This is a genomic window from Ochrobactrum sp. SSR (genome assembly GCF_030067775.1).
GTDB classification, from domain to species: domain Bacteria; phylum Pseudomonadota; class Alphaproteobacteria; order Rhizobiales; family Rhizobiaceae; genus Brucella; species Brucella teleogrylli.
In genome coordinates, this window is the sequence record NZ_CP125969.1 from 927,647 (window position 1) to 953,169 (window position 25,523).

Genomic DNA, 25,523 nt, shown 5'->3' on the forward strand with positions numbered 1-25,523 from the left:
TTTGCGGCGATTGGCTTACCAGCGCAGCAAAACCGCACCCCAGGTAAATCCGCCGCCCATGGCTTCGAGAAGAACCAGATCGCCCTTCTTGATCCTGCCGTCGGCAACGGCTGTGGCCAGCGCCAGCGGCACCGATGCAGCCGAGGTGTTGCCGTGGCGGTCAACGGTGATGACGACCTTGCTCTCGGCGATATTCAGCTTCTTGGCCGAAGCATCGATGATGCGCTTATTGGCCTGATGCGGCACAAACCAGTCGATATCGTCTGCCGTAAGGCCCGTTTCCGCGAAGGAAGCTTCGATAACGTCGGTGATCATGCCGACAGCGTGCTTGAAGACCTCACGGCCTTCCATGCGCAGGTGGCCGACGGTCTGCGTCGTCGAAGGGCCGCCATCCACATAGAGCTTTTCCTTGTGGTTGCCGTCCGAGCGCAGATTTGCAGCCAGAACGCCACGGTCCGAGGTCAGGCCCTTGCCTTCGGCAGCTTCCAGCACAACAGCGCCAGCGCCATCACCAAACAGAACGCAGGTTGTGCGGTCGGTCCAGTCGAGAATGCGCGAGAAGGTTTCCGCACCAATGACCAAAACGCGCTCGGCCATGCCGCCGCGAATATAAAGGTCGGCGGTGGTGATCGCATAGATGAAGCCGCTGCAAACGGCCTGCATATCGAAAGCGAAACCGGAGGTAATGCCAAGCTCACGCTGGATTTCTACCGCACTCGCCGGGAACGTGTTGTTCGGCGTCGATGTGGCGACCAGCACAAGGTCGATATCGGATGGCTGCAGGCCTGCATTTTCGATGGCCGCGCGCGCGGCGGCTGCACCCAGCGAAACCGTGGTTTCGCCCTCACCCGCGATATGGCGTTGGCGAATGCCCGTGCGCTGCACGATCCATTCGTCCGAGGTCTCTATGACACCCTCAAAATCGGTGTTCTTCATGACCCGCTTCGGCAATGCCGAACCGATACCCCGCACGACAGATCGTATCATTTTTTATTCCTGTCCTCATAAGCGAACGGAACGGGGCTATTGCCCGCACCGTCGAAATCCGCGCCCGTTCAGGGCAAATAATTACCTGGCCGCTTCGCCGCCTTCACTGGACGAAACATGCGGGTGACTGTGGTGAAAATGCGCCAGATCGGCTTCAATTTTCTGCAAAAGACGATTGCGCACCATGTCGTAGCCCACTTCGACTGCCGAGCAGAAGCCTTCGGCGCTCGCGCCGCCATGGCTCTTGATGACAATGCCGCTCAAGCCGAGGAACACGCCGCCATTGACCTTGTTCGGGTCCATCTTTTCGCGAAGGCGATCAAAAGCGCCCTTGGCAAAGACATAGCCGATCTTGGCCAGCAAAGTGCGGCTCATGGCCTGACGGAGCAATGTCGCCATCTGACGCGCCGTGCCTTCAGCGGCCTTCAGAGCGATATTGCCGGTGAAGCCTTCGGTCACCACGACATCGACGCTACCTTTGCCAATGTCGTTGCCTTCCACGAAGCCGGAATATTGCAGACCATCCAGCGGCGTATCGCGCAGGATCTGCCCGGCTTCCTTGATTTCATCGAGGCCCTTGACCTCTTCCGTGCCCACATTCAGCAGGCCGACCGTCGGCTTGCGCACTTCAAACAGCGCCCGCGCCATGCCAGCGCCCATGACGGCGTAATCGACCAGCTGACGCGCATCGGCCCCAATCGTCGCGCCGACATCCAGCACGATGCTTTCACCGCGTAGCGTCGGCCAGATGCCTGCAAGCGCCGGACGTTCGACATCCGACATCATGCGCAGGCAGAATTTCGACATGGCCATGAGTGCACCGGTATTGCCCGCGGAAACGCAGGCATCGGCTTCACCCGTCTTCACCGCTTCAATGGCCTTCCACATCGTGGACTTGCCGCGCCCGTTGCGCAGCGCCTGGCTTGGCTTGTCGTCCATACCGATGGCGACTTCGCAGGCACGAAACTCGGATGCGGCCTGCAACTTCGGAAAGCGCGCCAGCACCGGTTCAACCTGTCCGGCCAGACCGAAAAAGATAAAACGCATGTCGGGGTGGCGCTCAAGCGCCTTTGCCGCGCCGGGGACGACCACTTCAGGACCGAAATCACCGCCCATCGCGTCAATCGATATTTTTACCACTCTTGATTATTCCTGTTCGATCCCTGCTCCCGGGCCGCGCTCGGGGCGCGACAGGGCTTTCGGCGAAAATAGTGGTTTTGCGTTACCGTACAACAATATTCTGTCAAACGCGGCGCAAATCACCGTCAATTACGACTTGTCGCGCCATTCCGACAGCTTTGCAAAGGGCGAAACAGGCTTGTCACCCTCATCACCGGCATCGCCAAAGACCTGAGGTTCTGCTTCGTCAGGCAAACCGGGTTTGCGCGGATAAGGATCGATAGCCAGTTCGAAGAACTCTTCGGCAACCGCGCCCACATCAATCCGGTCGCCGACAAAGGTTTCCGGGCTATCGGCACCGTCTGCATCCAGCATCATTTCACCGCTTTCGTCGAGTTGAACCCGGGCCAGACGCGAATTTTCCGGCACGAAGATCGTATCGACTTCTTCCGCGATCACATTGGTCAGCGGCTCCAGCGTGGTGACACAAGCCTGCACGATTTCCGCATCGATGCGACCGCGCACACGAATGCCGTCTTTTTTCCACGGCGTCAGCAGAAATTCAGCCGAGAACGCGTTCACCGCCTCAAGCGCATGGCTGGCGGCAAGCGCGGCGCGTTCTTTCTCATCGGTGCCGATTGTCACTGTCACGCCCTTCTGGGGAAGGTGCAGAACCGGAACGGGATAGGTCAGCGCCGGCTTGTCAGTCATTTTGTTTTGCCTCTTCAGTATTATCATGCGTCAGCGCGAGCGCTGGATCTTCGGCATCCATAAAGGAAATCTCGCCAGCCACCAGAGTGCTGTCGTCGATTGCGCGCAACCGGTCGCGACAACGCAGAACATATTCGCCTAAATGGCGAGCTTGTGGCCAAAATTCCAGATCAGGCCGAATATTTCGCGTCAGCGCGGCTGCTAGCGCTTCCGCATCGTCGGTGTCTAGCGCCGCGCCGTAGGTGGCGACCCGGCCATAAAACATGCGGGCAAGTTTTTTCATGCGTTTTGGAACACCCTGATCGCCGATTCCCAACTCGCGCAGCGAGTGGTCGACATCCTTGAAAAACTCGTCGGCCACCTCCTGGGCAAGCGCCATCAGAGCCGGATTGTCGCCGCGCATCCGGTGCAGTGTCAGGAAAATATGCACCGACAACATCTCATACCGGCCAAGTGGCGTATCCGGCACATGAAATTGTGCATAAAACCGTTTTTGCCGCGCCGCTGCCACGATCGCCTCGTAAACGCGAAGCACGATAGCCTCATTGGCCTTCGATTTGCGGCGGAAAAGTTGGAGAATCATCCCTGTACGACCGTTCCAGTTGCATATAGAAGCAAGGTGGTTTACCGAAGTTCTCCCGACGGCGAAAGTGCCGCGCTGATAATAGAATTATGGAGAGGTCTTTGTTGCAGCGGATTTTCTCAACTGTGCGTTCCGGCGCATCAACAGGCGCACGCAAGCAGCGTGCTCTTCTGGTTGGTACGGCAATTCTGTTTTCGGCCGCCCTCGCCGGATGCAACACCGCGTCCACGCTGAACCCGTCCGAGACGCTGACGGAAGGCTATGTGCTGGATCAGCAGGCGCTTGATTCGGTGCCGGTCGGCTCCAGCCGCGAGCAGGTGCTGCTGGCGCTTGGCACGCCGTCGACCACCGCGACCTTCGACAACGAAGTGTTCTATTACATTTCGCAGAAGCGCCATCGCATGGCTCAGTTCATGAAGCCGAAGCTGGTTGATCGCCAGATTCTTGCAATCTATTTCGACAAGGACGGCAAGGTTCAGAATATCGCCAATTACGGCATGCAGGACGGCAAGCTGTTCGATTTCGTATCGCGCACCACGCCAACCGGCGGCAAGGACCAGACCTTCTTGGGCCAGGTTATCCAGGGCGTTTCCAAAGCTCCGACCTCCGTGCCCGGAGCGGGAGCAGGCGGACCGGGCGGCAGCTGATCGCCGCAATATCTTATCCAAAGGAAAACCCGCCTCTCGGCGGGTTTTCTGTTTTCAGGATTTGAAAACGGATCAAGCCATATGCGCCAGCACTGCAAGCAGCAGAAGCGCCACGATATTGGTGATCTTGATCGCCGGATTGACCGCGGGACCGGCAGTATCCTTGTACGGATCGCCAACCGTATCGCCCGTCACCGACGCTTTATGCGCTTCCGAACCCTTGAGGTGCTTCACGCCATCGGCGTCGGTAAAGCCGTCTTCGAAGCTCTTCTTGGCATTGTCCCATGCACCCCCACCGGAGGTCATGGAAATGGCCACGAACAGCCCATTGACGATGACGCCGAGCAGCGACGCGCCAAGCGCTGCGAAGGCCGCCGCCTTGGAGCCCGAAATCATCAGCACGCCGAAATAGACGACGAGCGGCGCCAGCACCGGCAGAAGCGACGGAATGATCATTTCGCGGATTGCCGCTTTGGTCAGAAGATCGACCGCGCGGGCATAATCCGGGCGTTCCTTGCCGGTCATAATGCCCGGCTTTTCCTTGAACTGGCGACGAACCTCCTGCACCACGGCCCCGCCTGCGCGACCCACAGCCGTCATGGCCATACCGCCGAACAGATAAGGGATAAGGCCGCCGAAGATCAGACCTGCCACCACATAGGGGTTGGACAGATCGAACGAAACCGGCCCCATATCCGCAAAGTACGGATAGGTCTGGCCGTTGGCAGCGAAGTAAGCAAGGTCGTTGGAATAGGCTGCGAACAGCACCAGAGCGCCCAAGCCCGCCGAGCCGATGGCATAGCCCTTGGTCACAGCCTTGGTCGTGTTGCCGACCGCATCCAGCGCATCAGTGGACTTGCGCACTTCCGGGTCGAGACCGGCCATTTCCGCAATACCACCAGCGTTGTCAGTCACCGGTCCGAAGGCATCGAGCGCCACGATCATCCCGGCAATGCCCAGCATGGCCGTGACCGCAATAGCCGTGCCGAAGAGACCGGCAAGCTGATAGGTGCTGATGATGCCGCCAACGATCACGATGGCAGGCAAGGCGGTTGATTCCAGCGAAACGGCAAGGCCCTGTATGACATTGGTGCCATGCCCCGTCACCGAAGCCTGCGCGATCGAATTGACGGGACGCTTGTTGGTGCCTGTATAATATTCGGTAATCACCACGATCAGCCCCGTCACGATGAGACCGATCAGCCCGCAGATGAAGAGATTGGTGCCGGTGATGCTCTTTCCGGCCACAGTGCCGATTTCGCCCCAGCCAATCGTCAGCGTGTTGGCCACACCAAGCCCGATGATGGACAAGAGGCCCGTCACGATCAGGCCTTTATAGAGCGCGCCCATGATGGAGCCGTTGACGCCAAGCTTGACGAAGAACGTGCCTGCTATCGAGGTGATCACGCAGGCTCCGCAGATCATCAGCGGATAGAGCATGACGCTCGACAACACGTCCGAACCATTGAAGAAGATCGCGCCCAGAACCATGGTGGCGACCACGGTAACGGCGTAGGTCTCGAACAGATCGGCCGCCATACCGGCGCAATCGCCGACATTATCGCCGACATTATCGGCGATGGTTGCCGGATTGCGCGGATCATCTTCCGGAATACCGGCTTCCACCTTGCCGACGAGATCGCCGCCGACATCCGCACCCTTGGTGAAGATGCCGCCGCCGAGACGCGCGAAGATCGAAATCAGCGACGCGCCAAAGCCGAGCGCCACCAGTGCATCGATAACCGTGCGGTCGGCAGGTGCATAGCCCAGCCAGACAGTGAGAATGAAATAATAGACGGAGACACCAAGCAGCGCGAGACCGGCCACCAGAAGGCCGGTAACGGCACCGGACTTGAAAGCCATTTCAAGCCCGCCTGCTAGAACTCAAGGAAGCGGCCTGTGCTGTGCGCACATTGGCGCGCACTGAAACATGCATCCCGATAAAGCCTGTGACGCCTGACAGGATTGCGCCGATCAGAAAGCCGATAGCGGCGCTCAACGACAGCAAATACCATGCGGCGAGGAACACGACGACGCCGACAATCGCAATCGTGGAATATTGTCGTGTGAGATAGGCCGACGCACCCTCGCGGATGGCGCCAGCGATTTCCTGCATACGCGGTGTTCCCTGATCTGCCGCCAGGATCGAACGGATCGACCAGAAGGCGAAAAGAACGGAAACCACGCCGCAGGCAATAACGAGAAGTAAAACTGCCACTCCCATTTGCATAAAGGCCAACTCCTATTGAGTTTGCGCCGGCTACCGTCAGCTTGACCTCAGATAACATCCGATTACTCGGCAATTAACGGCAGGCATATGCGCATGAAGGCCCGAAAACCCCTCCCCGGGCCGATTAGAGCGGCATGGAAAGTGCTTGAAGCCACCACTTCGTACCGGGCTTCAACGGTATAGTTTCATCAGGAACTTAACGCCTTGAAATCAAATAATTACAAAGTTCCCTTGCAGTCGAGCATTCTCAATGCCGCATGACCAACATGCGAAACGGTTTAACAAACGTCAAGACGTTCTTTGCCAGCATACAATGAAAGAAGGGCTGTGATTTCTCACAGCCCTTCTTGCTTTTATCAATCTCTAAAACCGCTCTTAGTGGCGCGGCTTGGTCCCACGGCTTTCACCGCGAATAACGAAGGCAAGGCGGTCGAGCACGGCATTGACGAGCTTCGGCTCGTCTTCGGTGTAGAAAGCCTTGGCGATATCGACATATTCCGAGACAATCACGGCGGTCGGCACATCGTTGCGCGAGGTCAGCTCCCATGCACCGGCGCGAAGGATCGCGCGCAGCGTGGAATCGAGACGCGACAGCGGCCAGTCCTCGGTCAATGCCTGATGGATCATCGGATCAAGCTTGAGCTGGCTGTCGACAACACCGGCGACGATGGCGCGGAACCATTGCGGATCGGCATCGAGATATTGCGTACCATCCACTTCCTTGCCGAGGCGGAAGGCTTCGTATTCTGCGACCACTTCCATCACGCCCGTACCGGCAACGTCCATCTGGTAGAGCGCCTGCACGGCTGCAAGCCGGGCAACGCCACGCTTGTTCGCCGTACGCGGCAGGTTTGGTGTCGGGCGACCTTCTGCGGAAGAACTCATAATATTCACGCTCCGAACTTCTTGCGCAGATCAATCATGGTCAGTGCGGCGCGGGCAGCAAAACCGCCCTTGTCCTTGTCTTCACGACGCGCGCGCACCCATGCCTGTTCGTCATTCTCGACGGTCAGAATGCCGTTGCCGATGGCAAGGCTTTCTTCAACGGCCAAATCGGTCAGCGCACGGCAGGATCTCGTTTGCAACGATGTCGAAATGATAGGTCTCACCACGGATCACCGTGCCCAGCGCGACATAACCGTCATATTCGGTGCCGTCATTGTCGGCACCATCGAGGGCAAAGGAAATGGTGGCCGGAATTTCCAGCGCGCCCGGTACGGTCACGACGTCATAGGTGGCGCCCGCATCGTCCAGAGCCGCCTTTGCGCCATCAAGAAGGGCATCGGCAAGATCGTCGTAGAAACGTGCTTCAACAATAAGCAAATGCGGCGCGCGCGCCTCGTGATCGGACATGAGAAACTCCATGACAAATTTTGCGGACCGCAAGACCTGCGGTCAACGCTTAAATCGGGATATGCTTTTACAGCCTGGAATTTTAGGCTGTAAGCCTATTTCCGATATTGCGCAAGCCTTGCCGCATAGCGTGCGAGCTGGTCGATCTCGATATTCACCTTGTCACCCGCTTTTCGCTGACCCCAGGTTGTCACTTCCAGCGAATGGCGGATGAGCAAAACGTCAAATTCATTACCGTTCACACCGTTGACCGTCAGCGACGTGCCATCGAGCGCGACCGAACCCTTCTGGGCGATGAATGGCGCAAGTTCTTCCGGCGCACGCAGGGTGAAGCGCACCGCGTCGCCCTCATCCTTGCGTGCAACGATTTCCGCCTGTCCATCGACATGGCCGGAAACCAGATGCCCGCCCATTTCGTCGCCAAGCTTCAGCGAGCGTTCCAGATTGATATTGGTTCCATTTTCCCACGTGGAGATGGTGGTCAGGCGCAGGGCTTCTTCCCATGCTTCCACTTCAAACCAGCGGGCATTGGTGCCCTTTTCCGGCAGCGCAACGACGGTCAGGCAAACACCGGAACACGCAATCGATGCGCCAAGCTCGATGGTTTCGGGATCGTAGACGGTCTCGATACGCAGCAACACGCCTTCATTCAGCGGCTTGATCCGGTCAACCTTGCCGATATCGGTAATAATGCCTGTAAACATCAAGACTTCCTTACATATTCCGCATAAGCATCGTCACCGAAACGCGCCTGCCTGAGAATTTTGAATTCTTCTGCGATATGGGTTTCAAGACCGGGGACGGCAACCCCATCGGCAGCACCAATTTCAATCGGTGAGCGGAAGGTAATCAGGCGGTCAACCAGCTTTTCTTCCAGAAAGCTCTTGGCCACACCCGCGCCGCCTTCCACGAGAACGGAACCAATACCCTGCGCGGCAAGGTCGTCCATCAATTCCGGCAAGGCAATCCGGCAATCATGCGCCTCGGTCGCCAGAATGCGGCACCCCGCCGCCTTCAGTTCGTACCGCCGTTCCGGCGATGCATCGTCTGCACAGGCAATCCAAAGCGGCTGCGCATCCGCCGACTGAACCAGCTTCGAAGCCAATGGCAACCGCAAACCACCGTCGAGCACGACGCGGATGGGCGAGCGCTGTTCAAGCCCCGGCAGGCGGCAGTTCAAAACCGGATCGTCTGCAAGCGCCGTTTCGATACCAATAAGGATAACATCAGTTTGCGACCGTAAGATGTGGGATTGGGCGCGCGACACCTGGCCGGTAATCGGCACCTGCCCCTCGCCCTTTTTTCCGATCATGCCATCTGCGGAAAGTGCAAGTTTCAGAATCACTTCCGGGCGTTTCCTGGAAGAACGATTCAGGTAGCCAGCGAGATCGTCGGCTGCCTTTTCGGCGAGGATGCCCGGCTCCACTTCAATGCCCGCTTCGCGCAGGATGGCAAAACCCTTGCCGCTGACCCGATCATCCGGATCGGTGGCCGCGACGACAACGCGGGCCACACCGGCACGCACCAGCGCTTCAGCGCAAGGCGGCGTGCGACCATGATGGGCGCATGGTTCCAGCGTCACATAGGCCGTTGCGCCTCGCGCCGCCTCGCCTGCATCGGCAAGCGCCTGCGGCTCGGAATGCGGCCTGCCGCCCAGTGCGGTCACGCCGCGTCCGACGATGACGCCATCCTTGACGATCAGTGTGCCGACGGATGGATTGGTGCCCGTCAGCCCCTTGTGACGACGGGCATAACGGATTGTCGCTTCCATGAAGCGGATATCGTCCGAAGTTACGTCGGAATGCGGAAATTCCAGTGCAGTCATGCCTATCTATCCAGATCGTCCTCGGTATCGGGAGCTGCCAGTTCATCGATCACATTATGGAAATCGACGGCCTTGCTGAAATTGCGATAGACCGATGCAAACCGGATATAGGCAATATCATCCACACCCTTCAGCGCATCCATCGCCAGACGACCGATCTCGTCGGATGTCACCTCCGCCTCCCCCGAGCTTTCAAGCTGGCGAACAATTCCGGAAATCGCACGTTCGATACGCTCGCTGTCGACTTCGCGCTTGCGCAGCGCCACTTCGATGGAGCGGGTCAGCTTGTCACGATCGAAAGGCACACGGCGTCCGCTTTTCTTCACGACCATCAGGTCGCGAAGCTGGACACGTTCGAATGTGGTGAAGCGCCCGCCGCAAACCGAGCAGACACGACGCCGGCGAATGACCGCACCATCCTCCGCAGGACGGGAATCCTTCACTTGCGTATCTTCAGATTGGCAATAGGGACAACGCATGGAACTCTTTCACTCACTCTTCGAAGACTGATTCCTACAGATCATAGCTGATCTGCGCCAATCAACCTACCGAATGCGACACACCGGGTATGACGGGCAAAAAAGCCCCGCTCAACAGGGTTGAACGGGGCTTTTGAAATTCAGGCGATCAGGTTTACCCCTGATAGCCATACATCGGGAAACGGTCGGTCAAAGCAACGACCTTATCCTTCACAGCCTGTTCGACGGCGGCATTGCCTTCATCGGAATTAGCGACCTTCAAACCGTCGAGAACTTCGGCAATCAGCGAGCCGATTTCCTTGAATTCGGTTACGCCGAAACCGCGCGTGGTGCCGGCTGGCGTGCCGAGGCGAACGCCGGAGGTGACGAACGGCTTTTCAGGGTCAAACGGAATGCCGTTCTTGTTGCAGGTGATGTTGGCGCGACCGAGAGCGGCTTCCGCACGCTTGCCGGTTGCGTTCTTAGGACGCAGATCGACCAGCATCAGATGGTTATCGGTGCCGCCGGAAACGATATCGAGGCCATGCGACTTCAGTTCTTCCGAAAGTGCGCGCGCATTGTCGACGACGTTCTTGGCATAGAGCTTGAATTCTGGCTTCAGCGCTTCACCGAAGGCAACAGCCTTACCGGCGATAACATGCATAAGCGGACCGCCCTGAAGACCGGGGAACACAGCGGAGTTGATCTTCTTGGCAATGTCCGCATCGTTGGTCAGAATCATGCCGCCACGCGGGCCGCGCAGAGACTTGTGCGTCGTCGTCGTGCAGACATGGGCATGCGGGATCGGCGACGGATGCTGGCCACCGGCAACCAGACCGGCAATATGCGCCATATCGACCATGAGATAAGCGCCAACCTCATCGGCGATCTCGCGGAAACGCTTCCAGTCCCAGATGCGCGAATAAGCGGTGCCGCCAGCGAGAATCAACTTCGGCTTGTTTTCGCGGGCAAGGCGAGCCACTTCGTCCATGTCGAGCAGATGGTCGTCCTGACGGACGCCATAGGACACGACATTGAACCACTTGCCAGACATGTTGACCGGCGAACCATGCGTCAGGTGACCACCCGAATTGAGATCGAGACCCATGAAGGTGTCGCCCGGCTGCAGCAGAGCCAGGAACACGGCCTGATTCATCTGGCTACCGGAATTCGGCTGAACATTGGCGAATTCGCAGCCGAAGAGCTTCTTGGCGCGTTCGATTGCCAGTTCTTCCACCACGTCCACATACTGGCAACCACCATAATAGCGCTTGCCCGGATATCCTTCGGCATATTTGTTGGTGAGAATGGAGCCCTGCGCTTCGAGAACAGCCCGCGAAACGATGTTTTCCGAGGCGATCAGCTCGATTTCATGGCGCTGACGACCGAGTTCGTTGCGAATTGCACCGAAAATTTCGGAATCGATGTCCTCGAGGCTTGCATTGAAGAAAGCGTCGGAAAACGCATTCTTGGCGGCGGCGTTGGCTTGAGACATTTTCACACCCTCCGGGTCAGCCGGTAAAAGCTATTGGATGAGGCGCATTATCACACTTGAATGCCCAAGGCCAATGGCCGCAAAGCGAAAAGCATGTTCCAAAATGCGGCAAACCGATTTGATATCGGTTTAACAACTAAAAAAGCCGCCCCGAATATTCGAGGCGGCTCTTTTTTCAGTCGGAAATATCGAAAAATCAGGTGTCTGTACCAAGCGCCAGCGAGGCTGCGCCGTCCATCTTGTAAATGTCGTCGCGGAACTGCACGACACCATCACCCGTCGACCAGGCCGAAATGTACACGAAGTGCAGCGGCACGGGATCAGCAACCTGAATAGGCGTGTTGTTGCCCGTACGGATCGTTTCTTCGATGTTCTGGCGATCCCAGCCAGCGGTGTTCTTCAAGAGCCAGACGTCCAGATCGCGAACATTCTGCACGCGCACGCAGCCCGACGAGTCGAAACGCATGAGCTTGTTGAAATAGCTCTTCTGCGGCGTGTCGTGCATGTAGACGGCATACTGGTTGTGGAAGTTGATCTTGGTCGAGGACATGGCGTTGATCTTGCCCGGGTCCTGACGGAACATCAGCTTCACGGCGTCGTCCGTGTTCCAGTCGATGCTTTCCGGCGGAACTTCCTGACCGGCCTGATCGTAGAGCCGGATCTTGTTTTTCGCCAGATATTGCGGATCCTTCCGCATCAGCGGAATGATGTCCTTCTGGATGATCGACTTCGGCGCCGTCCAGTAAGGATTGAGAATGACTTCATGAATCTTCGAATTAAGGATTGGCGTCTGGCGGTCGATCTTGCCCACAACGGCGGTGTGGCGCTGCATGACGCTGCCATTTTCGACGGCTTCAATCCGCGCAGCCGGGATATTCACCATCACGAAACGCTGTTCCTGCATACCGGCGCTGACCAGCGGCGAAAGACGCTGCAAGTTGGTCTGGAGCTGGCCGAGGCGCGTATTCACGTCCACATTCATCGCGGCATAGGTGAACTGGCCCATCACGCCGTCTGCCGGCAGACCATGACGCGACTGGAAGCGCTTCACTGCGGCATCAACATAGGTGTCGAAGGCGTTGGAAAGACCAGCGCCCTGCGGCAGATCGCCAGAGACCATGAGGCGCTTGCGCAGATACTGGACCGACTGGTCATTCACGCCAAGCTGAAGCTTTGCATTGCCCGGAACGGTCGGCCAACCGCCGCGACCGGCAATATCGCTATATTGTGCAATGGCATTTTGAAGATTGCCGACAGTCTGCTGGCTCAGAACTGGCTGGTTGGTCGCAACCTTCTGGCCGCCTGTCGCGCGCGCATCGAACTGGTCATCCCAGTTACCGCGCCGCGGCGACGCGAGCACATCGTTAAAAGCCTGCTGTGCAAAGGACGAGGTCGCAAAAGCCGAGGCTGCCACGGAAAGGCCAGCTGTTGCAGCACCGCGCAGGAAGCGGCGGCGGTCCACTTTGAAAGCTTCGGCATTCTTGTCAGTTTTGGTCATTTGCTTGGTCCCAAAAAAGGCGCGCCGCTCATAGGTCAATGTCGGCGGCAGTCGTCCGAGAATATCAGCAACAGTGTTTCAAGGCGATAGCCGACCCGCAACCATATGCGCGCCCGCTTATATCTCCCGACCTGTTGGAAGATGGCACATTCTTGCCCGTACAGTCTTGAGGACTGCTTATGTCTGTTTTTATGGCTTAATCATGTCGCGCGGCCCAGTTTGCAAGCCACGCGCGTCAAGATCGAAGCATTATTGCCCATCCACCTCAGCAAATGCCGGTCTGTTGTGTCCGTTCTGCAACAAACGCGCCCAAAGGCCGGTCCATTTATCAGAGACGGTAAGCGATGCTGTCGTTCCAGAAGCGGTCGAGACGCTGCAAGGACTTGTTCATCGCCATGAATTCTTCAACCTGAATTCCGCCGACCTGTTCGATGGACAGGACGTGACGTTCGTAAAGTGCTGCAACCTGATTGGCGATCTCATTGCCCTTGTCGGTCAGGCTGACGCGCACCGAACGGCGGTCGACACGCGAACGCTGGTGATGAATGAAGCCCATTTCGACGAGCTTCTTGAGGTTGTAGGAAACATTCGAGCCGAGATAGTAACCGCGTGAGCGCAGTTCACCGGCGGTCAGTTCCGAATTACCAATGTTGAAAAGCAGCAGTGCCTGTGTTGCGTTGATGTCGAGCTGACCGTTGCGGTCGAATTCGTCCTTTACGACATCGAGCAGACGGCGGTGCAGACGCTCCACTAGTTGAAGGGCTTCCAGATACAGGCTGCGGAGTGCGGCTTCCGGAGCATAGAGCGGAGCGTCGATTTTGCGCTGAGCATTCATCATTGTCTTTGCCTCTCTGTCGGAGCCGCATTCGGGAAATCCACGATGCCGCTCTCTTCCTGTTTTATGCAGCGATGTTTCTCGCTGTTCTGAGAGGACTTTAGGCGAGATGCATAAAATTCGACTTAAAAGTCAGACTTAACAGTAGCTTACCAAGGGGTATGCAAATTCAGGCTTAATGTTTACTTACCTGCGCCCGCGATCAGACCGGAATGCTGGCCTTTGCCTGCCGCCGTTTTTCCAGCGCCAGCAGGACGCGGAACACGATATAAACGAGGATGCAGACGGCGTTGAACGTGACCGTCAACGGCCTGCTTTCAAAGTTCCGTTCAAAGACCGAATAGATGCTGATCTCGCCGATTGCGGCCACGAACCAAAGCACGGGCCCCCAGGTTGCCCGCATCCAGAGACCCGTTGCGGCAACCGGCATTAATACCGCCAGCGCGACCACGGCGGTCTGCCACATCCATGGCATCAGATCGAACCGCCAGAGCAATCCCGGATGAATGCCGATGAGCCGCACCCAATAGAAAACGCCGCTTGCAAGCGCAATCAGCGCCAGCAATCGAATGAACCATGTAAATGTCCATTCCAGGCCGCTCGGTTGCGTGTGCTGGCGCAACTCATCCATATGCATCAGCAATTCCTCATGAGAACGTCAGTTCCTTTTCGCCAAGATTGACGAAATAGGCGTTCACCTGTTCCGGTTTCACGTCCTCGATGGAAGCCGGTTGCCAGGATGGCGCGCCATCCTTGTCGATCAGAAGTGCCCGCACGCCTTCATAAAAGTCGTGCGCTTCCAGCATCCGGCTGGCAATGCGATATTCCATGCGCATGCAATCATCGAGATCGAGCGGGCGACCATCGGCGATCTGCCGGAAGGTCACTGCCACGCTGGTCGGCGAGCGCGTTGCGATCACGTTCAGAATATCCGTCGCCGGTTTGCTGCCCGATGCTGCGGCCTTGTCCAGCAGGTTCATGCAATCGGCAAGCGTCGGGCCGGAAAAGCATTCTTTGATCACATTCCGCGCTTCTGCCGGGGTTTCGAAATCGGGATACTGGCTGCGGGTCAATGCAGCGTCGATATCGGCCGTCGCGATGAGATCCTCGCGCACGTCGTTTAGATCGCTGGCTGCAACCGCATGGGTGGCAATTCCGCTCTGGAGGCAATCACCCCAGCGAATACGATTGCCCGTCAAGGCGAGATAATAGCCGAAATTGTCGTGGAGATGCGGCAGGAATGCGCTTCCTCCAACATCGGGAAAGAAACCGATTCCGGTTTCCGGCATGGCGAACATGGTGTTTTCGGTCACGATGCGATGCGAGCCGTGCACCGAAATGCCAGCGCCGCCGCCCATGATGATGCCGTTGATCAGCGAGATATAAGGCTTGGGGAAACGGCCAATGCGGGCATTGAGCCGATATTCATCGCGGAAAAATTCGTAAGCGGGCGTTCCCTCGCGGCCAGACTTGTAGGCAGCCACCACATCGCCGCCAGCGCAGAATGCCCGGCCCTCGCCTTCCAGAATCACGCAGGCGACTTCGGGATCGTTTTCCCAGGCCAGCAATGCCCGATCGAGCGCCAGAATCATCTTGTGCGTCAGCGCGTTGAGCGCTGCGGTCCGGGTCAGCCTTACCAGACCCGCTTTTCCCTTGCGTTCGAAGCCGATTTCGTCGCCACCGCCAAAGTCAATCTGCATATCTTGTCTCCCGTTCCCCCAAATGGGTAGAAAGTGAGACGCCCCGCGTCAATCCCACACAGGCGAGAGTGGGCCAATCTTCTTGGTTTCACCACTTTTCCCGTGATAAACGGTGCGCATCCGAAGTCAGCCCTTTGATTGCATTTGCATCGCGGCTTCCATTCTCGGGAATAATTCAATGAGCGACCGTCAATCCAAATATCTCCCCCCTCATATCGGCAGGCATGTCGATGACGTAACCGGCAGCCGCCGTTTGCGCCGTATGCGCAAGGCCGACTGGTCGCGCAGGCTGGTGCAGGAAACGCAGCTGACGGTGGACGATCTGATTCTGCCATTCTTCCTCACCTATGGAAACGGCGTTTCCGAACCTGTGGAAGCCATGCCGGGTGTGGAGCGCTATTCGGTTGATATGGCGGTGCGCATGGCAGAGAAAGCCGCTAAGCTTGGCATTCCAGCCATTGCCCCCTTCCCGCGCGAAAAGGCCGAAGTGAAGACGGATGACGGCGCCTTTGTCGCCAGCCCCGACAATCTGATCAATCGTGCAGTGCGGGCAATCAAGAAGGAAGTGCCGGAAATCGGCATCATTACCGATGCCGCGCTCGATCCGTTCACCACGCACGGCCATGACGGCATTTTGCGCGACGGCGAAATCGTCAATGACGAATCCGTTGCGATGGTTGTTCGCGGCGCGCTTTCGCAGGCCGAGGCCGGTGCCGACATCGTCGCGCCTTCCGACATGATGGATGGCCGTATCGGCGCGATCCGTCAGGCACTGGACGAGAACGGCTTTCATCATATTCCGATCATGTCCTATGCGACGAAATTCGCCTCGGCTTTCTACGGCCCTTATCGCGAGGCCATCGGCACGCAGGGCCTGCTGAAAGGCGACAAGAAGACCTATTATATCGACCCAGCCAATCCGGAAGAAGCCGTGCGCGAAGCCGAACAGGATGTTGCCGAAGGCGCGGACATGCTGATGGTCAAGCCTGGCCTGCCCTATCTCGACATCATCCATCGCCTGAAAAGCGAATTCCGCCTACCGACCTATGCCTATCAGGTGTCGGGCGAGTATGCGATGATCAAGGCCGCCGGTATCAATGGCTGGATCGACGAAGAAAAAGTGATGATGGAAAGCCTGCTCGCTTTCAAGCGCGCCGGTTGCGACGGCATCCTCACCTATTTCGCGATTGAGGTCGCCGAAAAGCTGAAACAGCAGGGCTAATCTGACAGCGTTCCTTGAAACGGCCCATTTCATTTACCATGTTGGTATCGTTCCGCCCGGAAGGCGGAGCGACGCCGGACATGGTTTTTACTCCATGAGTTTTATTCCGGTTGTCTTGTTTAACGACTGGAAGGAAAAATGTCCGACCATATCCTGCACGGCGAGATCATGGCTCCGCGTTACGACAGCCGAGCTTTCTTCGAAGGCGTGCGTACGCGCCGGATGATGGCTTTTCTCATCGACTATCTCATTGTCTTTCTGCTGTGTATCCCGGCAGCAATCGTGATCGCGCTTTTCGGCATATTGACGCTCGGTATCGGCTGGATGCTCTATGGCATCATGTTCCCCATCGTAGCGCTGATCTATGTGTCGCGCACCATGGGCGGCCCGCAGCAAGCCACCAAGGGCATGCAGATGATGAATCTCAAGCTGGTTCGGCTTGAAGGCGGCACGGTGGACCCGATGCTCGCCATCGTCCATTCGGTGCTGTTCTGGGGTCTCAATGTCGTGCTGACGCCGCTGATCCTGCTCGCAACGCTGGTTCTCGACCGCAAACGCACGGTGCACGATCTCCTGCTCGGCACAGCGGTCATCCGCTCGGATCGTTAAGATCGGGGCCTATCAGGCTTAAGTTCAAAAAAATTCAGAGCCGGCTGCGCAAAATGCCACTTGACGTTTTGCGCCGTCGGTTCGATCCTTGTCCAATATCGTGATGGTTTCGGTATTGCCATTTCGTGGATATTGAATGACCCATCAACCGCAACAGTCTCCGCAGTTTTTCTTGACGGCACCCTCGCCCTGTCCGTATCTCGACGGTCAGATGGAGCGCAAAGTGTTTACGCATCTCGTGGGCGACAAGGCCAACGAGATCAACGATCTCCTGACCCAAGGCGGGTTTCGCCGATCCCAGAACATCGCCTACCGCCCGGCCTGCGAGCTTTGTCGCGCCTGCGTTTCCGTGCGCATTCTGGCGGGAGAGTTCGAGATGACGCGCAATATGCGCCGCGTCTGGAGCCAGAACCGCGATCTGGTCGGTCGCGTCCACAAGGCACAGCCCAGCACCGAGCAATATGCGCTGTTTCGCGATTATCTCGACGCGCGCCACCGTTCAGGCGGCATGTCGGACATGACCGTGCTTGATTATGCGATGATGGTTGAAGATACCCATGTCAACACGCAGATCATCGAGTATCGCCGTCGCGGCCCCGACAGTTTTATCGACCCGAAAGGTGATGGCGAGCTGATCGCCGTGGCACTGACCGATGTGATGGCCGACGGCCTTTCCATGGTCTATTCGTTCTTCTCACCGCATATGCATGACCGCTCGCTCGGCACCTATATGATTCTCGATCATATAGAGCGGGCGCGGGCCGCAGGCCTGCCGCATGTCTATCTCGGCTATTGGGTCGAGGGATCGCGCAAGATGCAGTACAAAATCCGCTTCACACCGCAGGAACATCTCGGCCCTCGCGGTTGGCAGCGGTTTGAGGGGTAACGTCGCGTTTTCTGATCTTGCTCCCCCCCGAATGGAGGAGCCATTTTCCCTTATCCTGAGGAGCCGTTGAAAACGGCGCATCACCCTGAGCTTGTCGAAGGATCGAAGGGCTGAGGGAAAACCTACAGATTCTATCTATCCCTATCCCCTCACCCTTCGAGACGGTTCCCTTCGCTTCGCTCAGGGCACCTCCTCAGGATGAGGGGTGGTGCTATACCTGTCAGAACTTACCCGAACGTGGAAACCCCTTCGGAACAACGCGGCCGGCGGAAGCGCGTGCACCGATCCATTCGATGAGTTCTTCCTTGCTGCGCGTAAAGGTGCGTTCTGCCGAATCCTGCCATGACAGCCCTTCGGCAAATGCAAAAGTGCGGATATCGGACACGCCGCCATCCTTGTATTTTTGCAGGCGCACGCCCTTGCCGCGCGTCATTTCCGGGATTTCCGTCAGCGGGAACACGACCATCTTGCGGTTTTCGCCAACGACCGCAATGTAATCACCCGAAACACGCGTGCAAATTTTGGCCTCGTCCGGTGCCTTCACATTCATCACCTGCTTGCCCTTGCGGGTGTTGGCGACGGCTTCGTTTTCCGGAACGATGAAACCATTGCCCTCATGCGAAACGAGCAGCAGCTTTGCCGACGGATCGTGCACGAAGGCCGTCAGAATATCCTGATCGTTTTCCATATCGACCAGAATGCGGATCGGCTCGCCATGGCCGCGACCGCCCGGAAGCGTATTCGCACCGATGGTGAAGAACTTGCCGCCCGTCGTGAAGAATAGAAGCTTGTCGGTGGTTTCCGCATGGAAGGCGAGCTTAAGCTTGTCGCCTTCCTTAAACGAAAGCGTCGAGAAATCGGCCATATGGCCCTTCATCGCGCGCAGCCAGCCCTTTTCCGATACGACGATTGTGACAGGCTCGCGCTCGATCATGGCATTGTGGATGTCTTCAAGATCGTGGGTCGGGGCTTCCGCGAAATTCGTGCGGCGCTTGCCGAGCTTGGTAGCAGGGCCGAATTTCTCGCGCACCGCCTTGATTTCGGTGCTGATCTTCTTCCACTGGCGCGTGCCGGAAGCGAGCAGTCCTTCCAAATCGGTCTTCTCGACGGTCAGAGCGTCGAACTCTTTGCGGATCTCGAATTCCTCGAGCTTGCGCAACGAACGCAGGCGCATATTGAGGATCGACTCGGCCTGAACATCGGTCAGTTCGAAGGCCCGCATCAATTCCTGCTTCGGCTCGTCTTCCTCGCGGATGATGCGGATAACCTCATCCAGATTGAGATAGGCGATCAGAAAGCCGCCGAGGATTTCCAGACGCCGTTCAATCTCGGCCAGACGATATTGCGAGCGGCGAACCAGAACTTCCTTGCGGTGTTCCAACCATTCGCGCAGCACGCCGCCCAGCGACAGCACATTCGGCACCTTGCCGTGCGACAGCACATTCATGTTGAGCGAAACGCGATTTTCAAGCTCGGTCAGCTTGAACAGCGATTCCATCAGCAGTTCAGGATCGACCGTGCGGTTCTTCGGCTCCAGAACGATGCGGATATCTTCCGCAGATTCATCGCGAATATCGTCAAGCAGCGGCAGCTTCTTGGCCAGCAGCAATTCGGCAATCTTCTCGATCAGGCGCGACTTCTGTACCTGATAGGGAATTTCGGTGACAACGATCACCCAGGTGCCGCGATTGCCCTCTTCTTTTTCCCACCGCGCGCGAACGCGGAAAGCACCGCGACCGGTGCGATAGGCTTCGACAATATTGCCGTGTTCTTCAACCAGAACACCGCCCGTCGGGAAATCCGGGCCGCGCACCTTGGCTTTCAAAAGTGCAGACGGATCCGTTTTCGCTTCCTGCTCGATTTCCGCATATTGCTCCGGCGAGGTGATGAGTTCTTCCACGCCCGCATCGGGATGGTTGATCAGATAAAGCGCCGAGGAGCACAGCTCCGCCACATTATGCGGCGGAATATTCGTGGCCATGCCAACCGCGATACCCGCCGAGCCATTGGCCAGCAGGTTTGGGAATGCGCCCGGCAGAACGATGGGCTCCTCGTCTTCCTCATTATAGGTCGGACGGAAATCGATGGCGTCCTCGGTGATGCCTTCGAGCAGCAGCGTCGCCACTTCGGTCATGCGCGCTTCGGTGTAACGCATGGCGGCGGCATTATCGCCGTCGATATTGCCGAAATTGCCCTGCCCGTCGACCAGCGGATAACGCACCGCGAAATCCTGCGCCAGACGCACCAGCGCATCGTAAATCGACGCGTCGCCATGTGGATGGAACTTACCCATCACATCGCCCACGATACGCGCGCATTTCGCATAGGCCTGATCGGGATTGAGACGCAGCAGGCGCATGGCATGCATGATGCGGCGATGCACCGGCTTGAGACCGTCGCGCACGTCCGGCAGCGCACGATGCATGATCGTGGACAGCGCATAAGCGAGGTAACGTTCCTCGAGGGCCGATTTAAGATCGACCTTTTCGATGTGTTCTTCGCCGTCGCCCGGCGGAATCAGACTTTTTCCCATGCTTCTCAGTACCAAGTGCGCGATTCGTCAGCAAGCGTTCAGGAGAACTAAACCAGTACATTACAGTGCGGCTGCGCCAAATAGGACACGCAAAGCGCAAGGCTGCGCTTAAAATCCACTGCATAGTTGCACAAATCCAGATTGGAGTGTGCAACAGAGCGTCAGTCGCAAATCCGCCGCCATTTACACACTATAGAGCAACCGGAAACTAGTTTTCTCGTGCTGCAACCACAGGATTAGCAAATCTGGTTGTTAAATTAGAACATTTGCGCCTATGAATGCCGCACCCAAATCAAGAGATGAGCCAGGAGCTTCGAATGCAGGTTTTCGTCAACATCAAGCCAGCGGCGCGCATTTTTGCTGCAAGCACAGCGCTTTCGCTGATTTTCGGCAGCGCCGCCATGGCTGCGGATGCCAATGCCGTCGCCGAGCGCCTCAAGGCCCTCTACGAAAAGCAGGGCGGTGAACTGAGCTTTGCCAATGTAAAGGCCGACGGTTCGAATATCGTCCTCGAAGGCACCAAGGTCAAACTTGCCACGCTGTCTCCGAAAGACGTGGAAGTCGGCGATGTGACGCTTGAAGATGTTCAGGACGCACAGGATGGCGGCTTCACCATCGGACAGGTTGTCGTTCCCGACCTCACGCTCGACAGCACCGACGGCAAGAACGATCAGGCCTCCATCAAAGGCATGTCGATGCAGAACCTGCAGATTCCAGCCGAATCCGCCAAGGGTCCGCTCGACAGCATGGTTCTTTACGACAAGATGAAGATCGATGAACTCGCCTTCGGCAAGCCGGGCACGGATGGCGCCACGGTGAAGGGCATCGATGTCTCGCTCGACACGTCGAACAAGGCGGAAAAGATCGGCTACAGCGCCACTGTCGCCAGCATTGACGCCACCTTCGGCAAGGACGGCCAGAACCCGCTTGAGCCGCTGGGCATGAAGAGCCTTCAGGCCGCCGTCAACATGAAGGGCCAGTGGTCGCCGAAGTCGGGCGATGCCACGCTCGATCAGATGGAAGTTGATGCGCAGGACCTCGGCAAGATCAACATTACCGGCAGCCTTGGCGGTTACGATCTGGCCTTTGTCGAAGCCGTGCAGAAGACGCAGGAAGCGATGACCAAGTCGGACGCCGACAAGGACGCCGCCGGTCTTGCCATTCTCGGCCTCGCAGAACAGCTGAACCTCAAAAACCTGACCATCCGCTTTGACGATGCATCTTTGACCGAAAAGCTGCTGACCTATTATGCCAAGCAGCAGGGTTCGGACGCCAAGGCGCTTGGCGAACAGCTGAAGATGATGGTTCCGCTGATGGCCACGCAGCTGAAAAACCCGGATTTCGCCCAGCAGCTGAAAGCGGCATCGGACAAGTATTTCTCCGATCCGAAGTCTCTGACGCTGAGCGCCTCGCCTGACCAGCCGGTCACCTTCGCATCGATCGTTGCAACCGCCTCGCTCGATCCAACGAAGATCATCCAGCTGTTGAAGGTCGGCATCGACGCCAACAACTAAAATCGAAGAAGCCCGGTGAATGCACCGGGCTTTTTTCCGAGATTTGATCCAAAATAAAAAACCCGGCTCAAAGGCCGGGTTTTTTGTTCTCTGAAAAAGAGCTTAGCTCTTCTGAGCCTGGGGAGCCAAACGGATATGAAGATCGCGCAGCTGGGCTGGCGTCACTTCCGAAGGCGCGTTCATCAGAAGATCGAGCGCCTGCTGGTTCATCGGGAACAGCGAGATTTCACGCAGGTTCTTTGCACCGACCAGCAGCATGATGACGCGGTCGATACCGGCAGCCATGCCTCCATGCGGAGGCGCCCCGTACTGGAACGCACGGTAGAGACCGCCGAAGCGCTCTTCCACGTCCTGCTGGCTGAGGCCGACCTTTTCGAAGGCCTTGACCATGACGTCCTGCAGCTGGTTACGGATCGAGCCCGAGGCGATTTCAAAGCCGTTGCAGACGAGATCGTACTGATAGGCCTTGATGGCGAGCGGGTCCTGATTTTCCAGCGCATCCAGACCGCCCTGCGGCATGGAGAACGGGTTGTGCGCGAAGTCGAGCTTCTTGTTGTCTTCGTCCCATTCGTAGAACGGGAAGTCGATGATCCAGGCCAGTTCGAAACGGTCGCGGTCAACGAGGTTCAGTTCTTCGCCTGCACGGGTGCGCGCATCGCCAGCGAACTTGTAGAACTTCGACGGTTGGCCAGCCACGAAGAAGCAGGCGTCGCCATCGTCGAGGCCCATCTGCACACGGATTGCTTCGGTGCGTTCCTCGCCAATGTTCTTGGCAATCGGGCCAGCGCCTTCAAGCTTGTCGCCTTCCTTGCGCCAGAAGATATAGCCAAGACCCGGCTGGCCTTCGCTCTGCGCCCAGGAATTCATGCGGTCGCAGAATGCTCTGGAGCCGCCGGTTTTGGCCGGAATGGCCCAGACTTCGACCTTGGGATCATTGGCGATCATGTTCGCGAAGACCTTGAAACCGGAACCCGCGAAATGATCGGTCACAGCCTGCATTTCGATCGGATTGCGCAGATCCGGCTTGTCGGAACCATAGGTGCGGATCGCGTCGTCATAGGCGATACGGCGGAACTTCTGCGTCACCGGCTTGCCTTCGGCAAATTCTTCGAAAATGCCGCGCATGACCGGTTCCATCGTTTCCCAGATTTCTTCCTGGGTCACGAAGCTCATTTCAAGGTCGAGCTGGTAGAATTCGCCCGGCAAGCGGTCAGCGCGCGGGTCTTCGTCGCGGAAGCAAGGCGCAATCTGGAAGTAGCGGTCGAAACCGGCAACCATCAGAAGCTGCTTGTACTGCTGCGGCGCCTGCGGCAGCGCGTAGAACTTGCCTTCGTGAATACGGCTCGGCACGAGGAAGTCGCGCGCGCCTTCCGGCGACGAGGCCGTCAGGATTGGCGTGGTGAACTCGTTGAAGCCGATTTCGGTCATGCGGCGACGCATCGCGGCAATGATCTTGGTGCGGCTCATGATGTTCTTGTGCAGCGTTTCGCGGCGCAGATCGAGGAAGCGATACTTCAGGCGGATATCTTCCGGATAATCCGGCTCGCCGAAGACAGGCAGCGGCAGTTCCTTGGCTGCGGCCAGAACTTCGATCTCGGTCGCGAAGATTTCAACTTCGCCGGTCGGCAGGTTCGCATTGACCGCATCACCTGCGCGGGCCTTCACTTCACCATCGACGCGGATGACCCACTCGCCGCGAACCGTTTCGGCAACCTTGAAAGCGGGCGAATCGGGATCGGCCACAATCTGGGTAATGCCGTAGTGATCGCGAAGATCGATGAAGAGAATGCCGCCATGGTCACGGACGCGGTGAACCCAGCCGGACAGACGAACGTTCGAACCGACGTCCGTCTTACGGAGGGCTGCGCAGGTATGGCTGCGGTAACGGTGCATGATTTCTGCCTTTTGGTAAGATAAGTCAGTGCAGGCAAAGCGCTGCAAATTCTGGCGGAAAAGCGCATTTTGACCGGGTTTTGTCAAGTCTGCACTCTCTACAAGTGGCGCGGTTCGGACCGCATGACGTAACGTATCGACAAAAAACACGATTTGCACTTGTTATGCTATCGCTTTTGCGCATTCTTTCGGGACAATCAATGTCGCTTTGTCTAAAAGAAACTTATGCAACTCATCACGACCACCGAGGCCCTTGAAGAGGCCGTATCCGCCCTGTCCAAGTCAGATTTCGTCACTGTCGATACGGAGTTCATCCGCGAAACGACGTTCTGGCCGGAATTGTGCCTTATCCAGATGGCTTCGCCGGATCACACCGCGCTGGTGGATGCGCTTGCGCCCGGTCTCGACCTTGCACCCTTCTTCCGCCTGATGGCGGACGAGAAAATCGTCAAGGTTTTCCATGCTGCGCGGCAGGATATCGAAATCGTGTTTCATCTTGGCGATCTCATCCCGTCTCCTGTCTTCGACAGTCAGGTCGCGGCGATGGTCTGCGGTTTCGGCGATGCGATTTCCTACGACCAGTTGGTCCAGAAAGTCACCGGCAAGCATCTCGACAAGTCGTCCCGCTTTACCGACTGGCGCAGACGTCCGCTTTCGGACAAGCAGCTCGACTATGCGCTGGCCGATGTCACCTATCTGCGCGATATCTATCTCTATCTGAAGGAAGAGCTTCAGAAAGAAGGCCGCAGCGAATGGGTGAACGAGGAAATGGCGGTTCTGACCGCCCGCGAGACCTATGATCTGCATCCGGACGACGCATGGCGGCGCGTGAAGGCCCGCGTGCGCAAGCCGATCGAACTTGCCATCATGCAATCCGTTGCTGCATGGCGCGAGCGGGAAGCGCGCGAACGCAATGTGCCGCGTGGCCGTATCATCAAGGACGATACAATTGCCGAAATCGCGCAGCAGCAGCCGCGTGACGCCGAGGCGCTTGGTCGTCTGCGTTCGATCCCGAAGGGGTGGGAACGCTCGGCGCAGGCTGCCGGTCTGGTCGCCGCAATTCAGTCAGCGCTCGCTATCCCTAAGGAAGACCTGCCGAAGCTGCCGAAGCCGTCGCATTCGCCGGAAGGCAGCGCCGCTGCAGCCGATCTTCTGAAGGTTCTGCTGAAGCTGGTGACAGAAGAACACGGCGTTGCCGCCAAGATCGTCGCCAGCTCGGATGATATCGACAAGATTGCAGCCGAAGGCGATGAAGCGAAAGTGCAGGCCTTGCAAGGCTGGCGTCGCGAAGTGTTCGGTCAAAAGGCACTGGACCTGATCGACGGCAAGATCGGCATCAAGTTCGAGAACCGCCGTATTCGGGCGGTGGAATTAGGGGAGTAAGGGAATAAGGCAGTAGGGGAATAGGTGAAAAGGGCTGTATAA

Annotated in this window: 21 protein-coding genes and 2 pseudogenes; 6 read left to right on the forward strand and 17 right to left on the reverse strand. The window is 57.5% G+C overall.

The genetic code is table 11. From position 1 onward, the window contains the following. Positions 1-15 precede the first annotated feature (15 nt). The 4 genes from QLQ11_RS04435 to QLQ11_RS04450 all read right to left on the reverse strand — a co-directional run bounded on the left by QLQ11_RS04435 (position 16) and on the right by QLQ11_RS04450 (position 3,400). Entirely contained in the window at positions 16-987 is a 972-nt protein-coding gene (locus tag QLQ11_RS04435) for a beta-ketoacyl-ACP synthase III (RefSeq protein WP_109368738.1), read from the reverse strand. A gap of 81 nt (positions 988-1,068) precedes the next feature. Beyond that, positions 1,069-2,127, reverse strand: a complete 1,059-nt coding sequence (gene plsX / locus QLQ11_RS04440) for a phosphate acyltransferase PlsX (RefSeq protein WP_109368737.1) — start codon at positions 2,125-2,127, stop codon at positions 1,069-1,071. A gap of 129 nt (positions 2,128-2,256) precedes the next feature. After that, positions 2,257-2,817: a DUF177 domain-containing protein gene (locus QLQ11_RS04445; protein WP_121535733.1), complete on the reverse strand. Its 561-nt coding sequence runs from the start codon at positions 2,815-2,817 to the stop codon at positions 2,257-2,259. After that, positions 2,810-3,400, reverse strand: coding sequence for a ubiquinol-cytochrome C chaperone family protein (locus QLQ11_RS04450; RefSeq protein ID WP_109368735.1), 591 nt, complete (start codon positions 3,398-3,400; stop codon positions 2,810-2,812). The genes QLQ11_RS04445 and QLQ11_RS04450 overlap by 8 nt, the downstream gene beginning before the upstream one ends. Before the next feature lie 89 nt (positions 3,401-3,489). On the opposite strand from QLQ11_RS04450, the gene QLQ11_RS04455 reads away from it, so the two are divergent. Beyond that, complete coding sequence (locus tag QLQ11_RS04455) at positions 3,490-4,047, forward strand: outer membrane protein assembly factor BamE (RefSeq protein WP_283735806.1); 558 nt, start codon at positions 3,490-3,492, stop codon at positions 4,045-4,047. Between the two features lie 72 nt (positions 4,048-4,119). On the opposite strand, the pseudogene QLQ11_RS04460 reads toward QLQ11_RS04455, so the two are convergent. The 11 genes and pseudogenes from QLQ11_RS04460 to QLQ11_RS04510 form a co-directional block, all read right to left on the reverse strand. Next, positions 4,120-6,277 (reverse strand): annotated as a pseudogene (locus QLQ11_RS04460) (sodium-translocating pyrophosphatase). Between the two features lie 375 nt (positions 6,278-6,652). After that, complete coding sequence (gene nusB / locus QLQ11_RS04465) at positions 6,653-7,162, reverse strand: transcription antitermination factor NusB (protein ID WP_109368732.1); 510 nt, start codon at positions 7,160-7,162, stop codon at positions 6,653-6,655. A 5-nt stretch (positions 7,163-7,167) separates the two neighbouring features. Then, positions 7,168-7,630: pseudogene (locus QLQ11_RS04470) on the reverse strand (6,7-dimethyl-8-ribityllumazine synthase). 95 nt (positions 7,631-7,725) lie between these two features. Then, positions 7,726-8,334 (reverse strand): riboflavin synthase, encoded by a 609-nt coding sequence (locus tag QLQ11_RS04475; protein ID WP_109368731.1) that lies wholly within the window; start codon positions 8,332-8,334, stop codon positions 7,726-7,728. Beyond that, complete coding sequence (gene ribD, locus QLQ11_RS04480; RefSeq protein ID WP_124915614.1) at positions 8,334-9,455, reverse strand: bifunctional diaminohydroxyphosphoribosylaminopyrimidine deaminase/5-amino-6-(5-phosphoribosylamino)uracil reductase RibD; 1,122 nt, start codon at positions 9,453-9,455, stop codon at positions 8,334-8,336. Before ribD ends, QLQ11_RS04475 begins: the two co-directional genes overlap by 1 nt. Before the next feature lie 2 nt (positions 9,456-9,457). Then, complete coding sequence (nrdR, locus tag QLQ11_RS04485; protein ID WP_109368729.1) at positions 9,458-9,934, reverse strand: transcriptional regulator NrdR; 477 nt, start codon at positions 9,932-9,934, stop codon at positions 9,458-9,460. 154 nt (positions 9,935-10,088) lie between these two features. Beyond that, the gene (gene glyA / locus QLQ11_RS04490; protein WP_109368728.1) at positions 10,089-11,408 is read right to left on the reverse strand and encodes a serine hydroxymethyltransferase; all 1,320 of its coding nucleotides are present in this window, start codon (positions 11,406-11,408) and stop codon (positions 10,089-10,091) included. Positions 11,409-11,604: 196 nt separating this feature from the next. Continuing rightward, complete coding sequence (locus tag QLQ11_RS04495; RefSeq protein WP_124915613.1) at positions 11,605-12,906, reverse strand: murein L,D-transpeptidase; 1,302 nt, start codon at positions 12,904-12,906, stop codon at positions 11,605-11,607. A gap of 328 nt (positions 12,907-13,234) precedes the next feature. Then, on the reverse strand, positions 13,235-13,744 hold the full coding sequence (gene ldtR, locus QLQ11_RS04500) for a transcriptional regulator LdtR (protein ID WP_078340499.1): 510 nt from the start codon (positions 13,742-13,744) through the stop codon (positions 13,235-13,237). Between the two features lie 199 nt (positions 13,745-13,943). Next, positions 13,944-14,378, reverse strand: coding sequence for a DUF6163 family protein (locus tag QLQ11_RS04505; protein ID WP_283735803.1), 435 nt, complete (start codon positions 14,376-14,378; stop codon positions 13,944-13,946). Positions 14,379-14,388: 10 nt separating this feature from the next. Then, a complete protein-coding gene (locus QLQ11_RS04510) occupies positions 14,389-15,441 on the reverse strand; it encodes an enoyl-CoA hydratase/isomerase family protein (RefSeq protein ID WP_283735802.1) in 1,053 nt (350 codons plus the stop codon). Between the two features lie 178 nt (positions 15,442-15,619). On the opposite strand from QLQ11_RS04510, the gene hemB reads away from it, so the two are divergent. The 3 genes from hemB to QLQ11_RS04525 all read left to right on the forward strand — a co-directional run bounded on the left by hemB (position 15,620) and on the right by QLQ11_RS04525 (position 18,158). Continuing rightward, positions 15,620-16,663, forward strand: a complete 1,044-nt coding sequence (gene hemB, locus QLQ11_RS04515) for a porphobilinogen synthase (protein ID WP_124915612.1) — start codon at positions 15,620-15,622, stop codon at positions 16,661-16,663. A 138-nt stretch (positions 16,664-16,801) separates the two neighbouring features. Continuing rightward, complete coding sequence (locus tag QLQ11_RS04520; RefSeq protein ID WP_124915611.1) at positions 16,802-17,272, forward strand: RDD family protein; 471 nt, start codon at positions 16,802-16,804, stop codon at positions 17,270-17,272. 136 nt (positions 17,273-17,408) lie between these two features. Continuing rightward, complete coding sequence (locus tag QLQ11_RS04525) at positions 17,409-18,158, forward strand: arginyltransferase (RefSeq protein ID WP_109368722.1); 750 nt, start codon at positions 17,409-17,411, stop codon at positions 18,156-18,158. Positions 18,159-18,378: 220 nt separating this feature from the next. On the opposite strand, the gene parC is transcribed toward QLQ11_RS04525, so the two are convergent. After that, positions 18,379-20,691, reverse strand: a complete 2,313-nt coding sequence (gene parC / locus QLQ11_RS04530) for a DNA topoisomerase IV subunit A (RefSeq protein WP_124915610.1) — start codon at positions 20,689-20,691, stop codon at positions 18,379-18,381. 317 nt (positions 20,692-21,008) lie between these two features. On the opposite strand from parC, the gene QLQ11_RS04535 reads away from it, so the two are divergent. Then, the gene (locus tag QLQ11_RS04535; protein ID WP_121535715.1) at positions 21,009-22,205 is read left to right on the forward strand and encodes a hypothetical protein; all 1,197 of its coding nucleotides are present in this window, start codon (positions 21,009-21,011) and stop codon (positions 22,203-22,205) included. 102 nt (positions 22,206-22,307) lie between these two features. Here the strand turns inward: QLQ11_RS04535 and aspS are convergent, their stop codons facing one another. After that, positions 22,308-24,098 (reverse strand): aspartate--tRNA ligase, encoded by a 1,791-nt coding sequence (gene aspS / locus QLQ11_RS04540; protein WP_283735800.1) that lies wholly within the window; start codon positions 24,096-24,098, stop codon positions 22,308-22,310. Positions 24,099-24,323: 225 nt separating this feature from the next. Here aspS and rnd point away from each other — a divergent pair, with 225 nt between their 5' ends. Further along, positions 24,324-25,481, forward strand: coding sequence for a ribonuclease D (rnd, locus tag QLQ11_RS04545; RefSeq protein ID WP_109368718.1), 1,158 nt, complete (start codon positions 24,324-24,326; stop codon positions 25,479-25,481). The last annotated feature ends 42 nt before the right edge of the window (positions 25,482-25,523 follow it).